Annotated in this window: 16 protein-coding genes, 1 rRNA gene and 1 pseudogene; 12 read left to right on the top strand and 6 right to left on the bottom strand. The window is 69.3% G+C overall.

Going from position 1 to position 16,541, the window contains the following annotated elements:
• The 5 genes from rrf to VF106_RS08470 form a co-directional block, all read left to right on the top strand.
• Positions 1 to 99, top strand: a 5S ribosomal RNA gene (gene rrf / locus VF106_RS08450); the annotation flags it as partial.
• A gap of 93 nt (positions 100 to 192) precedes the next feature.
• Positions 193 to 1,056 carry a GNAT family N-acetyltransferase gene (locus tag VF106_RS08455; RefSeq protein WP_330839035.1) on the top strand — a complete coding sequence of 288 codons (864 nt, stop codon included), beginning with the start codon at positions 193 to 195 and terminating at the stop codon, positions 1,054 to 1,056.
• On the top strand, positions 1,053 to 1,799 hold the full coding sequence (locus VF106_RS08460) for a type 1 glutamine amidotransferase (RefSeq protein ID WP_330839036.1): 747 nt from the start codon (positions 1,053 to 1,055) through the stop codon (positions 1,797 to 1,799). The genes VF106_RS08455 and VF106_RS08460 overlap by 4 nt, the downstream gene beginning before the upstream one ends.
• Positions 1,800 to 1,803: 4 nt before the next feature.
• Positions 1,804 to 4,770 carry a bifunctional [glutamine synthetase] adenylyltransferase/[glutamine synthetase]-adenylyl-L-tyrosine phosphorylase gene (locus tag VF106_RS08465; protein ID WP_330839037.1) on the top strand — a complete coding sequence of 989 codons (2,967 nt, stop codon included), beginning with the start codon at positions 1,804 to 1,806 and terminating at the stop codon, positions 4,768 to 4,770.
• Between the two features lie 20 nt (positions 4,771 to 4,790).
• A complete protein-coding gene (locus tag VF106_RS08470; RefSeq protein ID WP_330839038.1) occupies positions 4,791 to 5,198 on the top strand; it encodes an acyl-CoA thioesterase in 408 nt (135 codons plus the stop codon).
• On the opposite strand, the gene VF106_RS08475 is transcribed toward VF106_RS08470, so the two are convergent.
• Positions 5,195 to 6,055: a M23 family metallopeptidase gene (locus VF106_RS08475; protein WP_330839039.1), complete on the bottom strand. Its 861-nt coding sequence runs from the start codon at positions 6,053 to 6,055 to the stop codon at positions 5,195 to 5,197. The two genes, VF106_RS08470 and VF106_RS08475, sit on opposite strands and share 4 nt — an antisense overlap.
• 119 nt (positions 6,056 to 6,174) lie before the next feature.
• Between VF106_RS08475 and VF106_RS08480 the strand changes: the two genes are divergently transcribed.
• Both VF106_RS08480 and VF106_RS08485 read left to right on the top strand, forming a co-directional pair.
• A complete protein-coding gene (locus tag VF106_RS08480; RefSeq protein ID WP_330839040.1) occupies positions 6,175 to 6,831 on the top strand; it encodes a class II aldolase/adducin family protein in 657 nt (218 codons plus the stop codon).
• Entirely contained in the window at positions 6,828 to 7,739 is a 912-nt protein-coding gene (locus VF106_RS08485; protein WP_330839041.1) for a carbohydrate kinase family protein, read from the top strand. Before VF106_RS08480 ends, VF106_RS08485 begins: the two co-directional genes overlap by 4 nt.
• 55 nt (positions 7,740 to 7,794) lie before the next feature.
• Here the strand turns inward: VF106_RS08485 and glnA are convergent, their stop codons facing one another.
• Positions 7,795 to 9,219: a type I glutamate--ammonia ligase gene (gene glnA, locus VF106_RS08490; protein WP_330839042.1), complete on the bottom strand. Its 1,425-nt coding sequence runs from the start codon at positions 9,217 to 9,219 to the stop codon at positions 7,795 to 7,797.
• 179 nt (positions 9,220 to 9,398) lie between these two features.
• Here glnA and VF106_RS08495 point away from each other — a divergent pair, with 179 nt between their 5' ends.
• Both VF106_RS08495 and VF106_RS08500 read left to right on the top strand, forming a co-directional pair.
• Complete coding sequence (locus tag VF106_RS08495; protein ID WP_330839043.1) at positions 9,399 to 9,875, top strand: RDD family protein; 477 nt, start codon at positions 9,399 to 9,401, stop codon at positions 9,873 to 9,875.
• 80 nt (positions 9,876 to 9,955) lie between these two features.
• Entirely contained in the window at positions 9,956 to 11,971 is a 2,016-nt protein-coding gene (locus VF106_RS08500; protein WP_330839044.1) for a sensor histidine kinase, read from the top strand.
• On the opposite strand, the gene VF106_RS08505 is transcribed toward VF106_RS08500, so the two are convergent.
• The 3 genes from VF106_RS08505 to VF106_RS08515 form a co-directional block, all read right to left on the bottom strand.
• Positions 11,949 to 12,098: a hypothetical protein gene (locus VF106_RS08505; protein ID WP_330839045.1), complete on the bottom strand. Its 150-nt coding sequence runs from the start codon at positions 12,096 to 12,098 to the stop codon at positions 11,949 to 11,951. The genes VF106_RS08500 and VF106_RS08505 overlap by 23 nt on opposite strands.
• Complete coding sequence (locus VF106_RS08510) at positions 12,095 to 12,220, bottom strand: hypothetical protein (RefSeq protein WP_330839046.1); 126 nt, start codon at positions 12,218 to 12,220, stop codon at positions 12,095 to 12,097. Before VF106_RS08510 ends, VF106_RS08505 begins: the two co-directional genes overlap by 4 nt.
• 87 nt (positions 12,221 to 12,307) lie before the next feature.
• Positions 12,308 to 13,036, bottom strand: a complete 729-nt coding sequence (locus tag VF106_RS08515) for a DUF4191 domain-containing protein (RefSeq protein ID WP_330839047.1) — start codon at positions 13,034 to 13,036, stop codon at positions 12,308 to 12,310.
• Positions 13,037 to 13,202: 166 nt separating this feature from the next.
• Here VF106_RS08515 and VF106_RS08520 point away from each other — a divergent pair, with 166 nt between their 5' ends.
• The 3 genes from VF106_RS08520 to VF106_RS08530 all read left to right on the top strand — a co-directional run bounded on the left by VF106_RS08520 (position 13,203) and on the right by VF106_RS08530 (position 16,326).
• Positions 13,203 to 15,305, top strand: coding sequence for an ATP-dependent DNA helicase UvrD2 (locus VF106_RS08520; RefSeq protein ID WP_330839048.1), 2,103 nt, complete (start codon positions 13,203 to 13,205; stop codon positions 15,303 to 15,305).
• Between the two features lie 431 nt (positions 15,306 to 15,736).
• A complete protein-coding gene (locus tag VF106_RS08525; protein ID WP_330839049.1) occupies positions 15,737 to 16,102 on the top strand; it encodes a WhiB family transcriptional regulator in 366 nt (121 codons plus the stop codon).
• On the top strand, positions 16,099 to 16,326 hold the full coding sequence (locus VF106_RS08530) for a putative WhiB-interacting protein (RefSeq protein WP_330839050.1): 228 nt from the start codon (positions 16,099 to 16,101) through the stop codon (positions 16,324 to 16,326). Before VF106_RS08525 ends, VF106_RS08530 begins: the two co-directional genes overlap by 4 nt.
• Before the next feature lie 98 nt (positions 16,327 to 16,424).
• Here VF106_RS08530 and VF106_RS08535 read toward each other — a convergent pair.
• A pseudogene (locus tag VF106_RS08535) lies at positions 16,425 to 16,541 on the bottom strand (IS5/IS1182 family transposase); the annotation flags it as partial.

Here is a 16,541-nt window from a genome sequence, read left to right on the forward strand (position 1 = left end):
GGGGAAACGCCCGGTCCCATTCCGAACCCGGAAGCTAAGCCTGCCAGCGCCGATGGTACTGCACTCGACAGGGTGTGGGAGAGTAGGACACCGCCGGACATCCTTTCCAGACGGGCCCCGCAACAGCGGGGCCCGTTTTGGCATGCCCGGAACCCAGTGGCCAAGACCGGGACCGCGCGTCACCCTGAGGGTATGGACGTGCGAGTACACCAGGATCCGCGGACCTTCACCGCTCTCGCGGGCCCCTTCTACGCGGCCGACACTCTCCGACACACCGTCGCGCTCACCGTCATGGCGCGGTTCCTCGGCTCGGACCGGAAACCAGAACCGATAATGGCCACCCTCCACGACGACAGCGGGGCCCTCGTCGGTGCGGGTTTTCGCACACCGCCATGGCCCGCCATCGTCAGCGGCCTGCCGACCGAACCGGCGCTGCTCGACACATTCATTGACCGATGGCTCTCCGATGATCCTGAACTGCCGGGCGTCAGCGGACCCCGCGAGAACGCGGAGGCCCTCGCCCAGGCATGGGTCCGCCACACCGGTGGCACCGTCCGCGAAGAAAGGGCCATGCGGCTCTTCCGGCTCGGTGAGCTGACGGTACCCACCACCAGCGGACGAGCCAGGAACGCCACCGAGCACGACATCGACCTCCTCGCCGGCTGGCGAGACGACTCCCAGATCGAAATCTTCGGGCGCCTGAAAGACCCCGCCAGCGGGCCGGCCGTCGTGCGTCGCATGCTCGAGATGGGCGACAGCGTGGTCATCTGGGAGGACGGCGGGAAACCCGTCTCGTGGGCGGTCGCCAGCACACCCATTGGCGGCATGTCCCGGGTCGGGCCCGTCTACACCCCACCGGCGCACCGCGAGCACGGGTACGGCGCCGCGGTCACCGCCGCCGTCTCCCGGAGTGCCTGGCACGCGGGTGCTCATGACGTGATCCTTTTCACCGACCTCGCCAACCCCACCTCCAACTCGATCTACCAGAAGATCGGTTACCGACAGGTGTACGACTCGACGGAGCTCGAGTTCACCCGACTACCCTCGAAGGCGTGACATCCCCCCGCCTGCTCGTCATCCAGCCCGACGAGTTCGACCCCATCGGCCCGCTCGGGGACTGGCTCACAAGCGCCGGTGCCGAACTGGACATCCGTCAGCCGGCCGCCCTCCCCGCCAACACCGACGGCTACGCCGGGCTCGTGTGCCTCGGCGGGCACATGGGCGCCAACGACGACCTCGACTTCCCGTGGCTCGCCGACGTGCGCCGCCTCCTGGCCGAGGCCACCACGCGTCAGCTGCCGACACTGGCGATCTGCCTCGGCGCGCAGCTCCTCGCCGTCGCCACTGGCGGGCACGTCACGAAAGGCCCTGACGGCCCCGAGGTCGGGCCGCTGCTCGTCGCGAAGCGGGACGTCGGCTGGCAGGACCCCCTGTTCGCCGATCTGCCGTTCATGCCGGATGTCATGCAGTTCCACTCCGACATCGTCGAGCGGTTACCGGCCAGGGCCGCCCTCCTGGCGTCGGCGACGTTGTATCCGAACCAGGCCTTCCGGGTCGGCCGCTGCTCCTATGGCCTGCAGTTCCACATCGAGACCACCACGGAGCTGGTCGAGTCCTGGGCGGCGAGCAGCCCCGCCACCGCCGAGTTCGCGCGGCCAGGCGAGTTGGAGCACGACCGTCTTGTCCAGGCGCACGCCGACATCGAGGAGACGTGGCGGCCGTTCGCGGCGCAGTTCGTCAAGCTCGCTGCCGGCGAACTGGCGCCGGCGACCTCACCACTCCCGCTGATCCAACACTGAGACCATGTCGGACCCCGTGCGTTCCCACATCTCCAGCGCTCGATACGGCCTCACCGACGACCGCGCCGGGGAGTACCTGCGTGCCGCCGGCTGGTGGGACAACGCCGGCGGCCCGACGAAGAACCACGAGCCGATCCTCGTCGCGCTGTCCCGCAGCCCCGATCCGGATCTCGCCCTGCGGTGCGTCGACCGCATGCGCACGGGCGACCCCGCGGGTTGGTCCGGTCTCGACCAGGCTCTTGCCATGGACCGCGGCCTGCGTGCCCGGCTGCTGTCGGTACTGGGCGCGTCCTCGGCGCTCGGTGACTTCGTGGCCGCGCGTCCCGGCGAGTGGCGCCGACTGCTCACCGACCGGCAGAGCACGCCCTCCGCCTACCCGGCCGCGCTGCTGGCCGCGGTGGGAGACCACGCCGGTGCCGCCGCCGTCCGCGAGTTGCGGGCGGCCTACCGCGGTCTGCTGCTCGAAATCGCCGCCGACGACCTGGCCCGCGTCATCGAGCCGGATCTTGAGGGGCTCGACTACCAGCGGACCACCGCGCGGCTCACCTATCTCGCCGAGGCCGCGATCCGGGCCGCGCTCGCGGTCGCCGAGGCCGAGGTCGGGACCGCCGGTGACAGGTGCCGGCTCGCGGTCATCGCCATGGGCAAGACCGGCGGCCGTGAGCTCAACTACGTCTCCGACGTCGACGTGCTGTTCGTGGCCGACGGCGACCTGGACGTCGCGACCCGGATCGCGAGCACCATGATGCGGGTCGCGACCAACGCGTGCTTCGAGGTCGACGCCGCGCTCCGGCCGGAAGGCAAGGCCGGGCCGCTGGTCCGCAACCTCGACGGCCACGTCAGCTACTACAAGCGCTGGGCCCGGACCTGGGAGTTCCAGGCACTGCTGAAGGCTCGCCCCATCGCCGGTGACGCCGAGCTCGGCACCGCCTACCTCGACGCCGTCCGGCCGATGGTGTGGACGGCCGCCGACCGGGACAACTTCGTCGACGACGTGCGGGCCATGCGCCGGCGGGTTGAGGACCACGTGCCGTCCGACCTGCTCGACCGCGAGCTGAAGCTGGGCCGCGGTGGGTTGCGGGACGTCGAGTTCGCCGTCCAGCTCCTCCAGCTGGTGCACGGCCGAAACGACGAGGCACTGCGCGTCGCGTCCACAGTGGACGCTCTGGCGTTGCTGGGCGACCGGGGTTACGTCGGCCGGACCGACTCCGCCGAGCTGGGGGAGAGCTACCGCTTCCTGCGCATGCTCGAGCACCGGCTACAGCTGCAGCGCCTACGCCGCACGCACCTGTTCCCGGCGGACAAGGACACCGACGAGCTGCGCTGGCTGGCGCGCGCCGCCGGCGTGAAGCCCGCGCGGGGCAAGCCGGAGTCGCAGGTGCTGCTGGACGAGTTCCGCCGGCACGTGCGCCGCGTTCGCCGGCTGCACGAGAAGCTGTTCTATCGTCCGCTGCTCGAAGCTGTCGCCCGCGTGCCGACCGACGCGTTGCGCCTGACCGCCAAGCAGGCCGAGGCCCGGCTCGCCGCACTGGGGTACGCCGCGCCGGACGGCGCGTTGCGGCACATCGAGGCGCTCACGGCTGGGGTGTCGCGCCGCGCCGCGATCCAGAGCGCGTTGTTGCCGGCGCTCCTCGACATGTTCGCGAACACCCCGGACCCGGACGGCGGCCTACTGTCGTACCGCCGGGTGTCCGAGGCGCTGGCGGCCACTCCCTGGTATCTGCGGGTGTTGCGGGACGAGCCGGCGGTCGTCGAGCGGCTCGCGCGGCTGCTCGGCACGTCGAAGCTGGTGCCGGAGCTGATGACGCGGGCTCCCGAGGTGCTCCAGCTGCTCGGCGACGACGACAAGCTCGGCGGCCGCGACCCGGACGAGACCGCCCGATCACTGCGGCAGGCGGTGAACCGGCACAGCTACCTGCCGAACGCGGTCACCGCGGCGCGGTCGTTCCGCCGGCACGAGTTGCTGCGGGTCGCGGCCGCAGACCTGCTGGGGATCACGGAAACCCTGTCGGTGTGCCACGCGCTGTCGACCGTGTGGGCGGCGGTGCTGCAGGCGACGCTCGCCGCCGTCGACCGTGCCGAGGCGGTCGCCGCCGGGGCGCGGCTGGCGACCATCGCGGTGATCGGCATGGGCCGGCTCGGTGGCGCGGAGCTCGGCTACTCGTCGGACGCGGACGTGTTGTTCGTGTGCGAGCCGGCGAACGGGGCGTCCGAGGAGGACGCGGTCAAGTACGCGTCCCGTGTCGCGCAGACCGTGCGGCGGCTGCTGTCGTCACCGACCCAGGACCCGCCTTTACACGTCGACGTCGACCTGCGGCCGGAGGGCCGTCAGGGCCAGATCGTGCGCACGCTCGAGTCGTACCGCGCCTACTACGACCAGTGGTCGCAGGTGTGGGAGGCGCAGGCGTTGTTGCGGGCCCGGCCCATCGCCGGTGACGAGGAGCTGGGCGCGCGGTTCGTCGCGATGATCGACCCGATCCGCTACCCGGACTACGGGCTGAACCCGAACCAGATCCGCGAGGTGCGGCGCATCAAGGCTCGCGTGGACAACGAGCGGCTGCCGCGTGGCGCCGACCCGGCCACGCACACGAAGCTCGGCCGGGGCGGTCTCGCCGACATCGAGTGGACGTTGCAGTTGCTGCAGCTGCGGTACGCGTACGAGCACCCGGCGCTGCGCACGACGTCCACAATGGATGGTCTGGCGGCGGCGCGGGACATCGGTCTCGTCGACGAGGCGGACGTGACCGCGTTGCGTGAGTCGTGGCTGCTGGCGACGCGGGTGCGTAACGCGGCCACGCTGGTTCGCGGCAAGTCGTCCGACCAGCCGCCCTCGTCGGGGCGGGAGCTCGCCGCGGTCGCGTCGGTCATCCGCCAGGATGACGCCGCGGACCCCGGCGCGTTCGTCGACTACTACCGGCGCACCCTGCGTCGGGCACGTGCTGTGGTGGAACGACTTTTCTACGAGGACTGAGGTAAACCGTGGCGTTCAGCATGAGGTTCGAGGTACGTGGCTACGAGATCGACGCGCTCGGCCACGTCAACCACGCCGTGTACCACCAGTACGCGGAAGTGGCGCGCACGAAGGGTTTCCAGGCCGCCGGCTGCGACTGGGAGACGCTCTACACGGCGCGACGGACCGCCCCGGTGCTGCTGTCGACCACGGTGAACTTCCGCCGCGAGCTTCGCGGTAGCGAGGAGTTCGACGTGTCGTGCGTCGCGAAGTTCGGCGACGGCAAGACGTTCACCCTGGAGCAGATGATCACCAAGGCGGACGGCACGCTGTCCGCCGAGGTCTACTCCGTGATGGGCATGATGGATCTGAGCGCGCGGAAGTTGGTCGCCGACCCGCGCGCGGTCCTGGAGTCGGTCGGCTTCGACATTTCCGTCATGAACGACTAGCAGTGCTCCGACGGGCTGTTGTAGGCGACGCCGCCCGCTGACCCGCCCCACTTGATGCACGTCGGTGCGGCGGCGATCACCGGTCCGGCGTAGTAGCCGTAACTTCCGGAGTCGGTTTTCCTTGCCACGTCCTTGGGTTCGAGGTAGGCGGAGGTGGCGGTCGCGGTGCCGACGTCGGCGAACTTGAGCGTCACCACGCAGTTGTTGGTGCCGTTCCACAGCAGGTCGACCGCGCCGACGGTGCCGAGCCGGGCCGTGTCGATCGCGTAGTAGCCGCTGCCGCAGACCTCGGCCGGGTCCTCCGGGGTTGAGCAGTTCCGCGAGGTCACGTTCGCGTTGGGGTAGCCGAAGGTGGTGCTGTTGAAGACCGCGCGCTGGATGTTGCCGGGGTAGCCGGTGGCGCCGAGCCGGACCTCGTAGTGCAGGTGCGGGCTGATGCCGTTGCCGGGCTTGGACGTGTTGCCGACCGTCCCGATCGTCTGTCCACGTGAGACGACCTGACCCTCGACAACGGCCATGGTGGACAGGTGCGCGTAGTAGGTGAAGTAGCTGTCTGCGTGCTCGATCTTGACGAGGTTGCCGTAGCCGTTCGCGCTGCCCTGGTTGGCGGCGGTCCGCACGGTGCCGGCCGCGGCCGCGACGACCGTGTCGTACCGGTCGGCGTCGGCGGTGCTGCCGCGGTTGAAGTCGATCTCGTAGCTCTCGTGGGCGCTGGAGTTGTCGCTGTCGCCGTTCCAGGTTTGCCCGCAGGGGAAGGGGAGTTGGAAGGCCGGTGCCGCGCTGGCGGTCACGGGGGAGAGCCCGAAGACCGTGCCAAGGGCGAGCACGCCGGCCATGAGAACCGAACGAAGCCGCATGACGCTCCTCACTTCTCAAACAATGACAAGAGTTTGCGAGTCGTGATCACGTCATGTCAATGATTGACAAAGTAGGTCGGATAGTGTGTGAGTGTCTGTCGGCTGACTAAAGTCCTGGCATGAACGAGATCCGCGGCGAGATCGCGGCGGCCTGTCACCGGTTGGCCCAGGAAGGCTTGGTGGTCGGCACCGCCGGCAACATCAGCGTGCGACGTGGTGACCTGGTCGCACTCACCGCGACCGGTGTGGTGCTTGCGGAGGCGACCGCCGACGACGTGACCGTGGTCGACCTGGCCGGCACGATCGTCTCTGGCGGGCTGCGCCCCACGTCCGAAGCGGGCCTGCACCTGGGTGTTCACCGAAAGTTCGGCGACGGTGCGATCGTCCACACGCACGCGCCGGCCTCCACCTCGCTCGCCTGCGTGCTCGACGAACTCCCGGTGATCCACTACCAGCTCCTCGCGCTGGGCGGCGCGATTCCGGTGATCGGGTTCCACCCCTTCGGCACCCCCGAGCTGGCCGACGCCGTGTCCGATGCCATGACACACAAGAACGCCGTGCTGATGGCCAACCACGGCGCGGTCACCAGAGGCCCGACCCTCGCCGAGGCCATGGACCACACGTTCGTACTGGAATGGGCGTGCGCGCTCTACGAACGCGCGTCCGCGCTGGGCACCCCGAAAGTGCTGACGGAGGCCCAGCAGCAGGCCGTGATCGAGGTCGCTTTGAACCTGCGGTACGGAAAGCCGCAACCGGTGAACGGAGAAAACCAGTGAACGTGATCACCATGGGCGTCCACGTGCTCGACATCCTCGTACGGCCGGTCGAGTCCATTCCGGAGGGGCAGGGCAGCGTCCTGGTCGAGAACATCGAGATGGCGCCCGCCGGCACGGCGGGCGGCACCGCGGTCACCCTCGCCAAGCTCGGCGCGACCGTCCGCACCGCGGGCGCGGTCGGCACCGACCCCACGGGCGACATGCTGGTGACGTTGCTGCGAAAGGCCGGAGTGGACACCGGCTTCCTGGTCCGTCGCGACGGCGTGCCGACGTCCGCGAGCGTGTTACCCATCCGTCCGAACGGCGACCGTCCCGCCTTCCACCTGCTTGGCGCGAACCCCACGTACGGCCAGGACGACGTGCCGTGGGACGCGCTGCGCGAGGCCGACCACCTCCATCTCGGCGGTCCGGAGCTGCTGGGCCCCGACAACGCGACCCGGATCCTGAAGTTCGCCCGCGAGCACGGCGTGAGCACGTCCGTCGACCTGCTGGCCCCGGGTGCGTTGGGGAGCTTCGAGCTGATCGCCCCGTTCCTGCCGCACGTGGACTATTTCCTGCCCAACGAGGACCAGGTCCTCGGCTTCACCGGCGAGTCCGATCTGGACACGGGCTGCCGGCGGCTCGTCGACGGTGGGGTGGGCGTCGTCGCGGTCACGCGGGGCGGGGACGGTGCTCGCGTGGTTGACGCACAGGGGACGGTGGCGGTGCCGGCCGTCGACGTCACGGTCGTGGACACCACCGGCTGCGGTGACGCGTTTTCCGCCGGCTTCGTGGTCGGCGTCAAACAGGGCCGCGACCCACGGGACGCGGCGGTGCTGGGTTGCGCGGTGGCGGGGTTGGTCGCCCAAGGGCTCGGCAGCGCCTACGGCGACTTCGACCTCGCCGCCGCCGAAGCACTCATTGCCTGAGAATGGAGACGGCCCCGCCAGTCTGTTCGACTGACGGGGCCGTTGCCTCGGGGAATTACACGTCGTAGTAGAGCGCGAACTCGTACGGGTGCGGACGCAGCCGCAGCGGGTCGATCTCGTGCTCGCGCTTGAAGGCGATCCAGGTCTCGATCACGTCCGGCGTGAAGACGCCGCCCTCCAGCAGGAAGTCGTGGTCCTTCTCGAGGTTGTTCAGGACCGCGTCCAGCGACGACGGCACGGTGGCGACGTCCTTGGCCTCCTCGGGCGGCAGCTCGTAGAGGTCCTTGTCGATCGGCGTCGGCGGCTCGATCTTGTTCTTGATGCCGTCGAGGCCGGCCATCACCATCGCGGAGAACGCGAGGTAGGGGTTGCCGGACGAGTCGGGGCAGCGGAACTCGATGCGCTTGGCCTTCGCGTTGGCACCGGTGATCGGGATGCGGACACACGCGGAGCGGTTGCGCTGCGAGTACACCAGGTTGACCGGCGCCTCGAAGCCCGGCACCAGGCGGTGATAGGAGTTCACGGTCGGGTTGGTGAACGCCAGCAGGCTCGGCGCGTGGTGCAGCAGGCCGCCGATGTAGTGACGGGCCATGTCCGACAGACCGGCGTAGCCGCTCTGGTCGTAGAACAGCGGCTCCCCGTCCTTCCACAGCGACTGGTGGGCGTGCATGCCGGAGCCGTTGTCACCGAAGAGGGGCTTCGGCATGAAGGTCGCGGTCTTGCCGTTCTCCCACGCGGTGCCCTTGACGATGTACTTGAACAGCTGCAGGTCGTCGGCCGCGTGCAGCAGCGTGTTGAACTTGTAGTTGATCTCGGCCTGGCCCGCGGTGCCCACCTCGTGGTGCGCGCGCTCGACGGTGAAGCCGGCGTTGATCAGGTTCAGCGAGATCTCGTCACGCAGGTCGGCGTAGTGGTCGGTCGGCGGGACCGGGAAGTAGCCGCTCTTGTACTTGGTCTTGTACCCGCGGTTGCCGCCCTCCTCGTCGGACCCGGTGTTCCACCAGCCCTCGATCGAGTCGATCTCGTGGAAGGAGCCGTTCTCCGCGCTGTCGAACCGCACCGAGTCGAACACGTAGAACTCGGCCTCCGGGCCGAAGTACGCGGTGTCCGCGACGCCGGACTCGGCCAGGTACTGCTCGGCCTTGCGGGCGATGTTGCGCGGGTCGCGGCTGTAGGCCTCGCGGGTGAGCGGGTCGTGCACGAAGAAGTTGAGGATGAGCGTGTTCTCGACCCGGAACGGGTCGACGCGCGCCGTGGCGAGGTCGGGCAGCAGGAGCATGTCCGACTCGTGGATCTCCTGGAAACCGCGCACCGAGGAACCGTCGAACGCAAGACCTTCGTTGATCGTGCCCTCGTCGAACGACTGCACCGGTACCGTGAAGTGCTGCATGATGCCCGGCAGGTCGCCGAACCGGACGTCGACGAACTTCACATCTTCGTCCGAGATGAACTTCAGGACCTCGTCGGAATTCTTGAACACGCTCGTGGGCTCCTAACTCTGCTCTCTGCCGTGGGCGCTCGCGGTCAAGCTATGAGTGCGGTGTTGCCCGACCATCACCTCAATGTTTCGCGGAGGTTAACGACCGCAGGTGCTAGCCAGGCCGCTGCTGAGCATGCCAGCCGGACGGCCTTCCCGCACAGGGGCATAACCTGGGTTCTGTGAGCAAAGTGACCGGCACGTGGCTTTCCGGAGGCATTGGCGAGTCGGGTGACTCGGACCAGGACTGGCCCGGCGAGCGGCTCGGGCTGCCCCGGGAAGGACTCGGCTCGATGGCCGGGCGCGGCGTCCGGGTGGGCGCACTGTTCATCGACCTGGTGCTCATGTCGCTCGTGACCAGCCTGTTCGTGCCGGTGGACTTCCAGAACCCGGACGTGATGGAGCGGTTCAACTACACCTCGGTGCTGGTGTGGTTCGGGATCACGGTCGTGATGGTCAGCCTGTTCGGCTTCACCGCCGGCAAGGCCCTGCTCGGCCTGCGAGTGGTGCGGCTCGACGGCAAACCCATGGTCGGCCCGCTGCGGGCGATCCCCCGCACACTGCTGATCGCGCTGATCCTGCCGGCCGCGGTGTCCGACGCGGACGGACGTGGCCTGCACGACAAGGTCACCGGAACGGTTGTCGTCCGTACCCGTTAGGGCGCTTACCGGAGGTGATCTTCCCGTTTACGATTCGTCTCCGGAACGGCCGAGACTTCCGCTTGCCCGAGGAGCCGGACATGACTGGCCATCAAGACGGGCGCGTGATCGCGCTGGCCGGCGTGCTCGGCGTGCTGGGGTTGGGGACAGCGGTCGCGGCGGCCGTACTCACCCAGATAGCTGACGCCTGGCGCTACTCCGCGTACGACCCGGTGCCACTGAACATCGCGGTCGCCGTGTTCTTCTCGGCCATGGGCGTGCTGGTCATCTGGCACAAGCCGACCAACGTGCTCGGCTGGACGATGCTGGCCATCGCCGCGTGGGACGGCGTCGCCCTCCTCCTGACGGTCCTGACCGGATCGTTCGGTTCGCCGGACGCTCCCGCGGTCGACACGGTGATGTGGCTGCAGTCGTGGTTGTGGGCACCACCGATCTGGGCGATCACGACCGTGCTGCCGATGATCTACCCGGACAGTCGCCTGCCGAACCGCCGCTGGCGGTGGGCGCTCGCGCTGACCGCGGCGGGCATGGCCGTCTACTGCACGGGCCTCGCGTTCGAGGACGCGGACTTCGCCGGCGCCTACACGGTGTCGAACCCGCTCGCGAACCCGTCGCTCGCCGCGCCGCTGCTGATCGTCGGCGAGTACCTCCTGCTGGGCACGACAGCACTCGCGGTCGCCGGCCTGCTCGCCCGCTGGTTCAGGGCGACAGGCGTGGCGCGCAGACGGATGACGCTGCTGCTGTGCGCGGTCGCGTTCGGGGCGGTCCAGGCGGCGGTGCGGGACAGCCTCCCCAGGCAGTTGCCCCTCGTGCTCGACCGAGGACTCGAGGTACTGGCGTTCGTGCTGGTCCCGCTGGCGATCGCGGTCGCGGTGACCCGTGACCGCCTGTACGACCTGGACCTGGCGGTGCGGCGAGGGATCGTCCACGTCGCCGTGGCCGGCACGCTCTTCGGCTGTTACCTCGGCGGGTACGTGCTGCTCGCCGCCGTGCTGCCGCCGCAGGTGGTGCCGGGTTCGGTGCTGGCGGTCGCGGTGTTCGGCGCACTGCTGTTCCCGCTGACGTCGCTGGCGCTCAGGCGGGTGCGGTCGTTGATCTGGGGTCGGCGGGTGGACGTCGTGAAGCTCGCGGCCAGCCTCGGCAACCGGATGCGCAATCGTCTGGACGCGACGGAGGTGCCGGCCGCGCTGTGCGAGCAGCTCGTCCAGTCGCTCCGGCTGCGGATGGCCCGGCTCGACCTGGCGACCGAGGCGGGTCCGCGGCGGCTCGCGCAGGTCGGCTCGGGCGGCGGGGCCGCGGAGACGTTCGAGCTGTGGCACCGCGGCGAGCGGGTCGGCGAGCTGGCGGTGCTGCCGCCCGACGGATACCTGGACGACAGGACCACGCAAGCGCTTGCGTCCCTCGCCGACCAGATCGCGCCGGTGGTGGCCGCGCTGCGGCTCGACGAGGAACTGCTTCGCTCCCGCGAGCAGGTGGTGACCGCCCGCGAGGAGGAACGGTCCCGCCTGTCGCGCGAACTGCACGACAACGTGGGCCCGACCCTGGCCGGTACCCGCTTGCAGGTCGAGGCGGTGCGCCGCGGGCTGCCACCGGACTTCGTCGGGCTCAGCCTGCTGGACCGTGCCATGCAGGGCCTCGACGAGGCACTCCGCACGCTGCGCCGCGTCGTCCACGGTTTGCGGCCGCCCGAGCTGGACGCATTGGGGTTGTCGGGTGCGCTGCGCGAGCTGGCGGTGTTCCTGTCGGGCCCGTCGCTGCGGGTGGAGACGGAGCTGCCGCAGGAGCAGCCGCCGCTGCCGAAACCAGTGGAGGTCGCCGCGTACCGCATCGTGGCCGAGGCACTCACCAACGTGGTCCGCCACGCACAGGCCACCCAGGCGGAGGTCACGGTCCGCCTCGACGAGGACCAACTACTGGTCCGCGTGTGCGACGACGGCGTTGGCGTGCCCAGCGACGCGGGCACCCGCGGCATGGGCATGCGCTTCATGGCCCAACGAGCCCGCGAGATCGAGGGCGAGTTCTCCTACCGCAGCGATGAGAGCGGCACGTCCGTGCAGGCCGTGCTCCCGCTGATCACACCAGCCGGTCGAGGTTGATCTCCACCGGAAACGGCACGTCGGTCTTGAAGACCCCAGTCGCGATCTGGTTGTCCACGTACCCGAAGTCCTCGGTCAACCGGCACTCGGTCAGCGAGATCGGCTCGTCGATATCTGCCCGCATCATCCGGTCCTCGACGCTGGCCTCGTGCCCGACACGGTGCCCGGGCTCGGCGACATCAGCACCCGGCCCTGGATCAGCTCGGTGTAGCCCCACGCGGTTTCCCCGAGAGCGGAGTACTCCGCCACCGTCAGCAGTTTGGTCAGCGGAATCGGCTGGCGGTCCGCCCCGGGATCGCGAGTTGGATCGATCTTCCTCTCAGATGGTGCGCCTGGTCAGCGACGGCGAATCGTGCGCTGGACGTTGCGCATCTTCGCGCCCTGCGGCATGGGACCCTTCGGCATCTGGGCGCCGCGGGCCGCGAGGGCCGACAGCCGCTTCTCGATCGTGTCGATCTCGGCCGGCTTGAGGTTGTTCGGCAGCTTCATGATCGTCTGCTGGAGTTTGCGCAGCGGGATCTGCTTCTCCTCGTTGCCGACGACGAAGTCGTAGATCGGGGTGTCGCCGATGACCCGCGACACGCGCTTCTTCTCCTGCGCGAGCAGTGCCTTCACCCGGTGCGGCGCACCCTCCGCGACCAGCACGACACCGGGGCGGCCCAGTACCCGGTGCACGGCGTCCAGCTGCGTGGTGCCCGCCACCGTGGGCGTCACCCGCCAGCGGCCACGCATGTTCTCCAGCGCCCAGGCCGCCGCGCCCGGCTGGCCGTCGGCCTTGGTGTAGACGTTCTTCTGCACGCGCCGGCCGAACAGGATCACGGCCGCGAGCAGGCCGAACGCGATACCGACCGGCAGCAGGAACCAGTGGATGCCCCAGACGAGGCCCACCCCGAAGAACGCGCCGGCCACCACGAGGAAGGCACCCAGCATCAGCGGGATGAGCGCCTTGTCCTCCTTGCGTTGCATGTTGAACGCCTGGAAGATCTGCTTGCGCCTGGCCTTGGAAGCTGCCTTCCGAGCCTTCTTCGCCTCGGCGGCCGCCGCCTTGTCCACCTTCTGAGCCATGACTACCAGGATACGGTGCGGGTGCCAGCGCCCGTTGGTCGCTCCGCAAGCTTCGCACTCTGCCGGTGGTCGTCCACAAGCTTCGCTTCGTGCGGGTGGTCGCTCCACAAGCTTCGCTCCGTGTCCATCGCGCACGGCCGCGCCATCGTCTGCGAGGATGCCCGCCATGGGTGCGTTAGCGCTAGCTGTCTCGGACGCCGCCGGCAAGCCCGACCCCGCCGGGCTCGATCCGGAACAGCTCACCGCCATCAACGCGCCACGGGGTCCCGTCTGCGTGCTCGCCGGCGCCGGCACCGGCAAGACCCGCACGATCGTGCACCGCATCGCGCACCTCATCCATTCAGGACATGTGTCCGCCGGCCAGGTGCTCGCGGTGACGTTCACCGCGAGGGCCGCCGGTGAGATGCGCACCAGGCTGCGTGCTCTCGACATCCACGGCGCCCAGGCCCGCACCTTCCACGCGGCGGCACTGCGCCAGCTGCGGTACTTCTGGCCGAAGGTGGTCGGCGGCCAGCAGTGGGACCTGCTCGAGGGCAAGCTGCGGCTGGTCAGCCAGGCCGCGCACCGGGCAGGCGCCGGTACCGACTCCGAGGTGCTGCGCGACCTCGCGAGCGAGATCGAATGGGCCAAGGCATCGCTCGTCACCCCCGACGACTACGCCGCCGAGGTCGCTCGCCTGCACCGGCAGCCACCCGCGCCTGCCGAACAGGTCGCGTCGGTCTACCGCTGGTACGAGTCGATCAAGACGCGCGCCAACCAGCTCGACTTCGACGACCTGCTCCTGCACACCGCGGCCGCGCTGGAGGAACACCCGCTGGTCGCCGACGAGTTCCGCGAGCGCTACCGCTGTTTCGTCGTCGACGAGTACCAGGACGTCACGCCGCTGCAGCAGCGCGTGCTCGACGCGTGGCTGGGGGAGCGCGACGACCTGACCGTCGTCGGCGACGCGAACCAGACGATCTACTCCTTCGCCGGCGCCTCGGCGAAGCCACTGCTCAACTTCGCCCGCCGCTTCCCGCACGCGACGATCGTCCGGCTGGAGCGGGACTACCGGTCCACGCCCGAGGTCGTGTCGCTCGCCAACCGGGTGATCGGCGCAGCAAGGGACCGGCCGGCGGGGTCGCGGCTTCGGCTCGTCGGCCAGCGCAAACCGGGGCCCGACCCGGTGTTCGCCGAGCACGAGGACGAGTCCGCCGAGGCAGCGGCGGTCGCGCGGAAGATCTCCGAACTGCTCGACGCCGGCACCCCCGCGAGTGAAATCGCCGTCCTCTACCGGGTGAACGCGCAGTCGGAGACCTACGAGCAGGCGCTGGCCGAACTGGACATCCCGTACCTGGTGCGTGGCGGCGAGCGGTTCTTCGCCCGCACCGAGGTCCGGCAGGCGATGGCCGCGCTGCGCACGGCGAACGTCCGCAAGCCGGACGGCGAGCTGCCGAAGCTGGTACGCGAGCTGCTCGTGCCGCTCGGACTGACCGACGAGCCGCCTGCCGGTGGCGCGGCACGCGAACGCTGGGAGTCGCTGCTGGCGCTGGTCGAACTGGCCGAGGAACTGGCCGCGACCGTCCAGGGTGCGGACCTCGCGCAGTACGTCGTCGAGCTGGACATGCGAGCACGTGCCCAACACCCGCCGACCGTCGAAGGCGTCACGCTCGCGTCGCTGCACGCGGCGAAGGGCCTGGAGTGGGACGCGGTGTTCCTCGTCGGCCTGGTCGAGGGCACCGTGCCGATCCTGCACGCGGACGGCAACGACGCGGCGATCGAGGAAGAGCGACGGCTGCTGTACGTCGGCGTCACACGGGCGAGGGAGTTCCTGTCGCTCTCCTGGGCGATCGTGCGTTCGGAGAGCAACCGTCGTCCGCGGCGTCGCAGCCGGTTCCTCTACGGACTGATCCCGGAGAACCACCCGACCTCTCGACTCACCCGAGCTCGCCAACAGCGAGCAGGCGCGCCGGCCCCGTGTCGTGTGTGCGGCGGGCAGCTTGTCGGCGCCGTCGCGACCAAGCTCGGCCGGTGCGCCTCGTGCCCGGCCGACATCGACGAGGAACTGCTCGGACGGCTGCGGGACTGGCGGGCCAAGCGCGCGCGAATGCTCAAAGTGCCTGCGTATGTGGTGTTCACCGACGCCACGCTGACCGCGATAGCCGAGCAGCGACCCACCGACACGGCGGGCCTGGTGGCGATCGCCGGCATCGGCGCGAGCAAGCTCGAGAAGTTCGGCTCAGAGGTGCTCGCGCTGCTCGCCGGAGCTGCCCCTTCGGGCGATGAGTAACGGATCTCGAAGAAGTCCCGAAAAACAGGTTGCAAGGACGTGAGCGGGCCTAATAGCCTGCACTAGCCGGGTTGGAAACGCCCAGGCACATCTGAGGACAGTGGGGAGGTGGCCATCGTGAGGAACTTGACGCTCATCAAGTGCACCCCGGGCTACCCCATGTCTTCGGGCACCGGTGTGCCCGCCGCCGGGCTGGGGCATGAGCGTGTCGTCGTCGGCCGTAAGCGGCTCAGCGCCGAACTGACGGCTGCGCGCGTCCAGAACATCGATTTCCCGTCCAATGTGTCCGCTCCACCTCACGAGCGAAGGACTTGACCGACAGGTCGAGACCCCAAGGCTCACGAAGGCCGCGGACCCGGAAACGGATCCGCGGCCTTCGTGTTTTTTCAGGTAACCGCGACAAGAGAACACCCACCAAGGAGAAGTTCCTGATGAGTACCGCGACTGTCCCACTCGAGGGTGGGGCACCTCCGGACCTGCTCGGTGTGAGCGAGCTGCTCGACGTGGCTCCAGCGGCCGGTTTCGACCTGCCGTGTCGCTCGGGCGACAACCCTGACCTGTGGTTCGCCGACACCCCGGCCGACCTCGAGCAGGCCAAGCGGCTATGCGTGGACTGCCCGGTCCGCGCCGAGTGCCTGGCCGGTGCGCTGGCACGGCAGGAGCCGTGGGGCGTGTGGGGTGGCGAGATCTTCGAGCGCGGTGCGGTCATCGCCCGCAAGCGGCCCCGTGGCCGTCCGCGCAAGGAGGACGTCGCCCGCGAGGCAGCCGAGCGCGCCGCACAGGAGGCGGCGGCATGACCGGCCTACACGACACCCAGCGGACATACCACAAAGATCTGATCAACCCAGAGGGAACAAAGACAATGTTGCTCTACGAAAACCTGGCACGAGAACGAATGCGCGAGGCGGAACAGAACGCTGCCGAGCAGCGCCTGGTCCGCCGGTTGAACTCAGCGAAGCGCTGGCAAAGGCTTTCGAAGTGGGCGGCCAGACGCGCCAAGCGCGCGGAGGACCTGCTCTAGTTCAACCAGCACTGTGATGCACCGCCCGCCCCCGGCACAGTCGGGGGCGGGCGGTCCGTTTTGTATTGGCACTAAGAACCCGCGCAATTAGGTGATCTTCATGGGCGGCGTGCTGGTCGGGTGTCCCATCGGTAGAGGGTCCAGGCTTTCCGGATCAGGCTACGCACGGTGATGATCGCGTCAGCGAAGTCGAAGAACGCGTCGATCACCTGCTC

Source organism: Actinophytocola sp., from assembly GCF_036378875.1.
GTDB lineage: Bacteria > Actinomycetota > Actinomycetes > Mycobacteriales > Pseudonocardiaceae > Actinophytocola.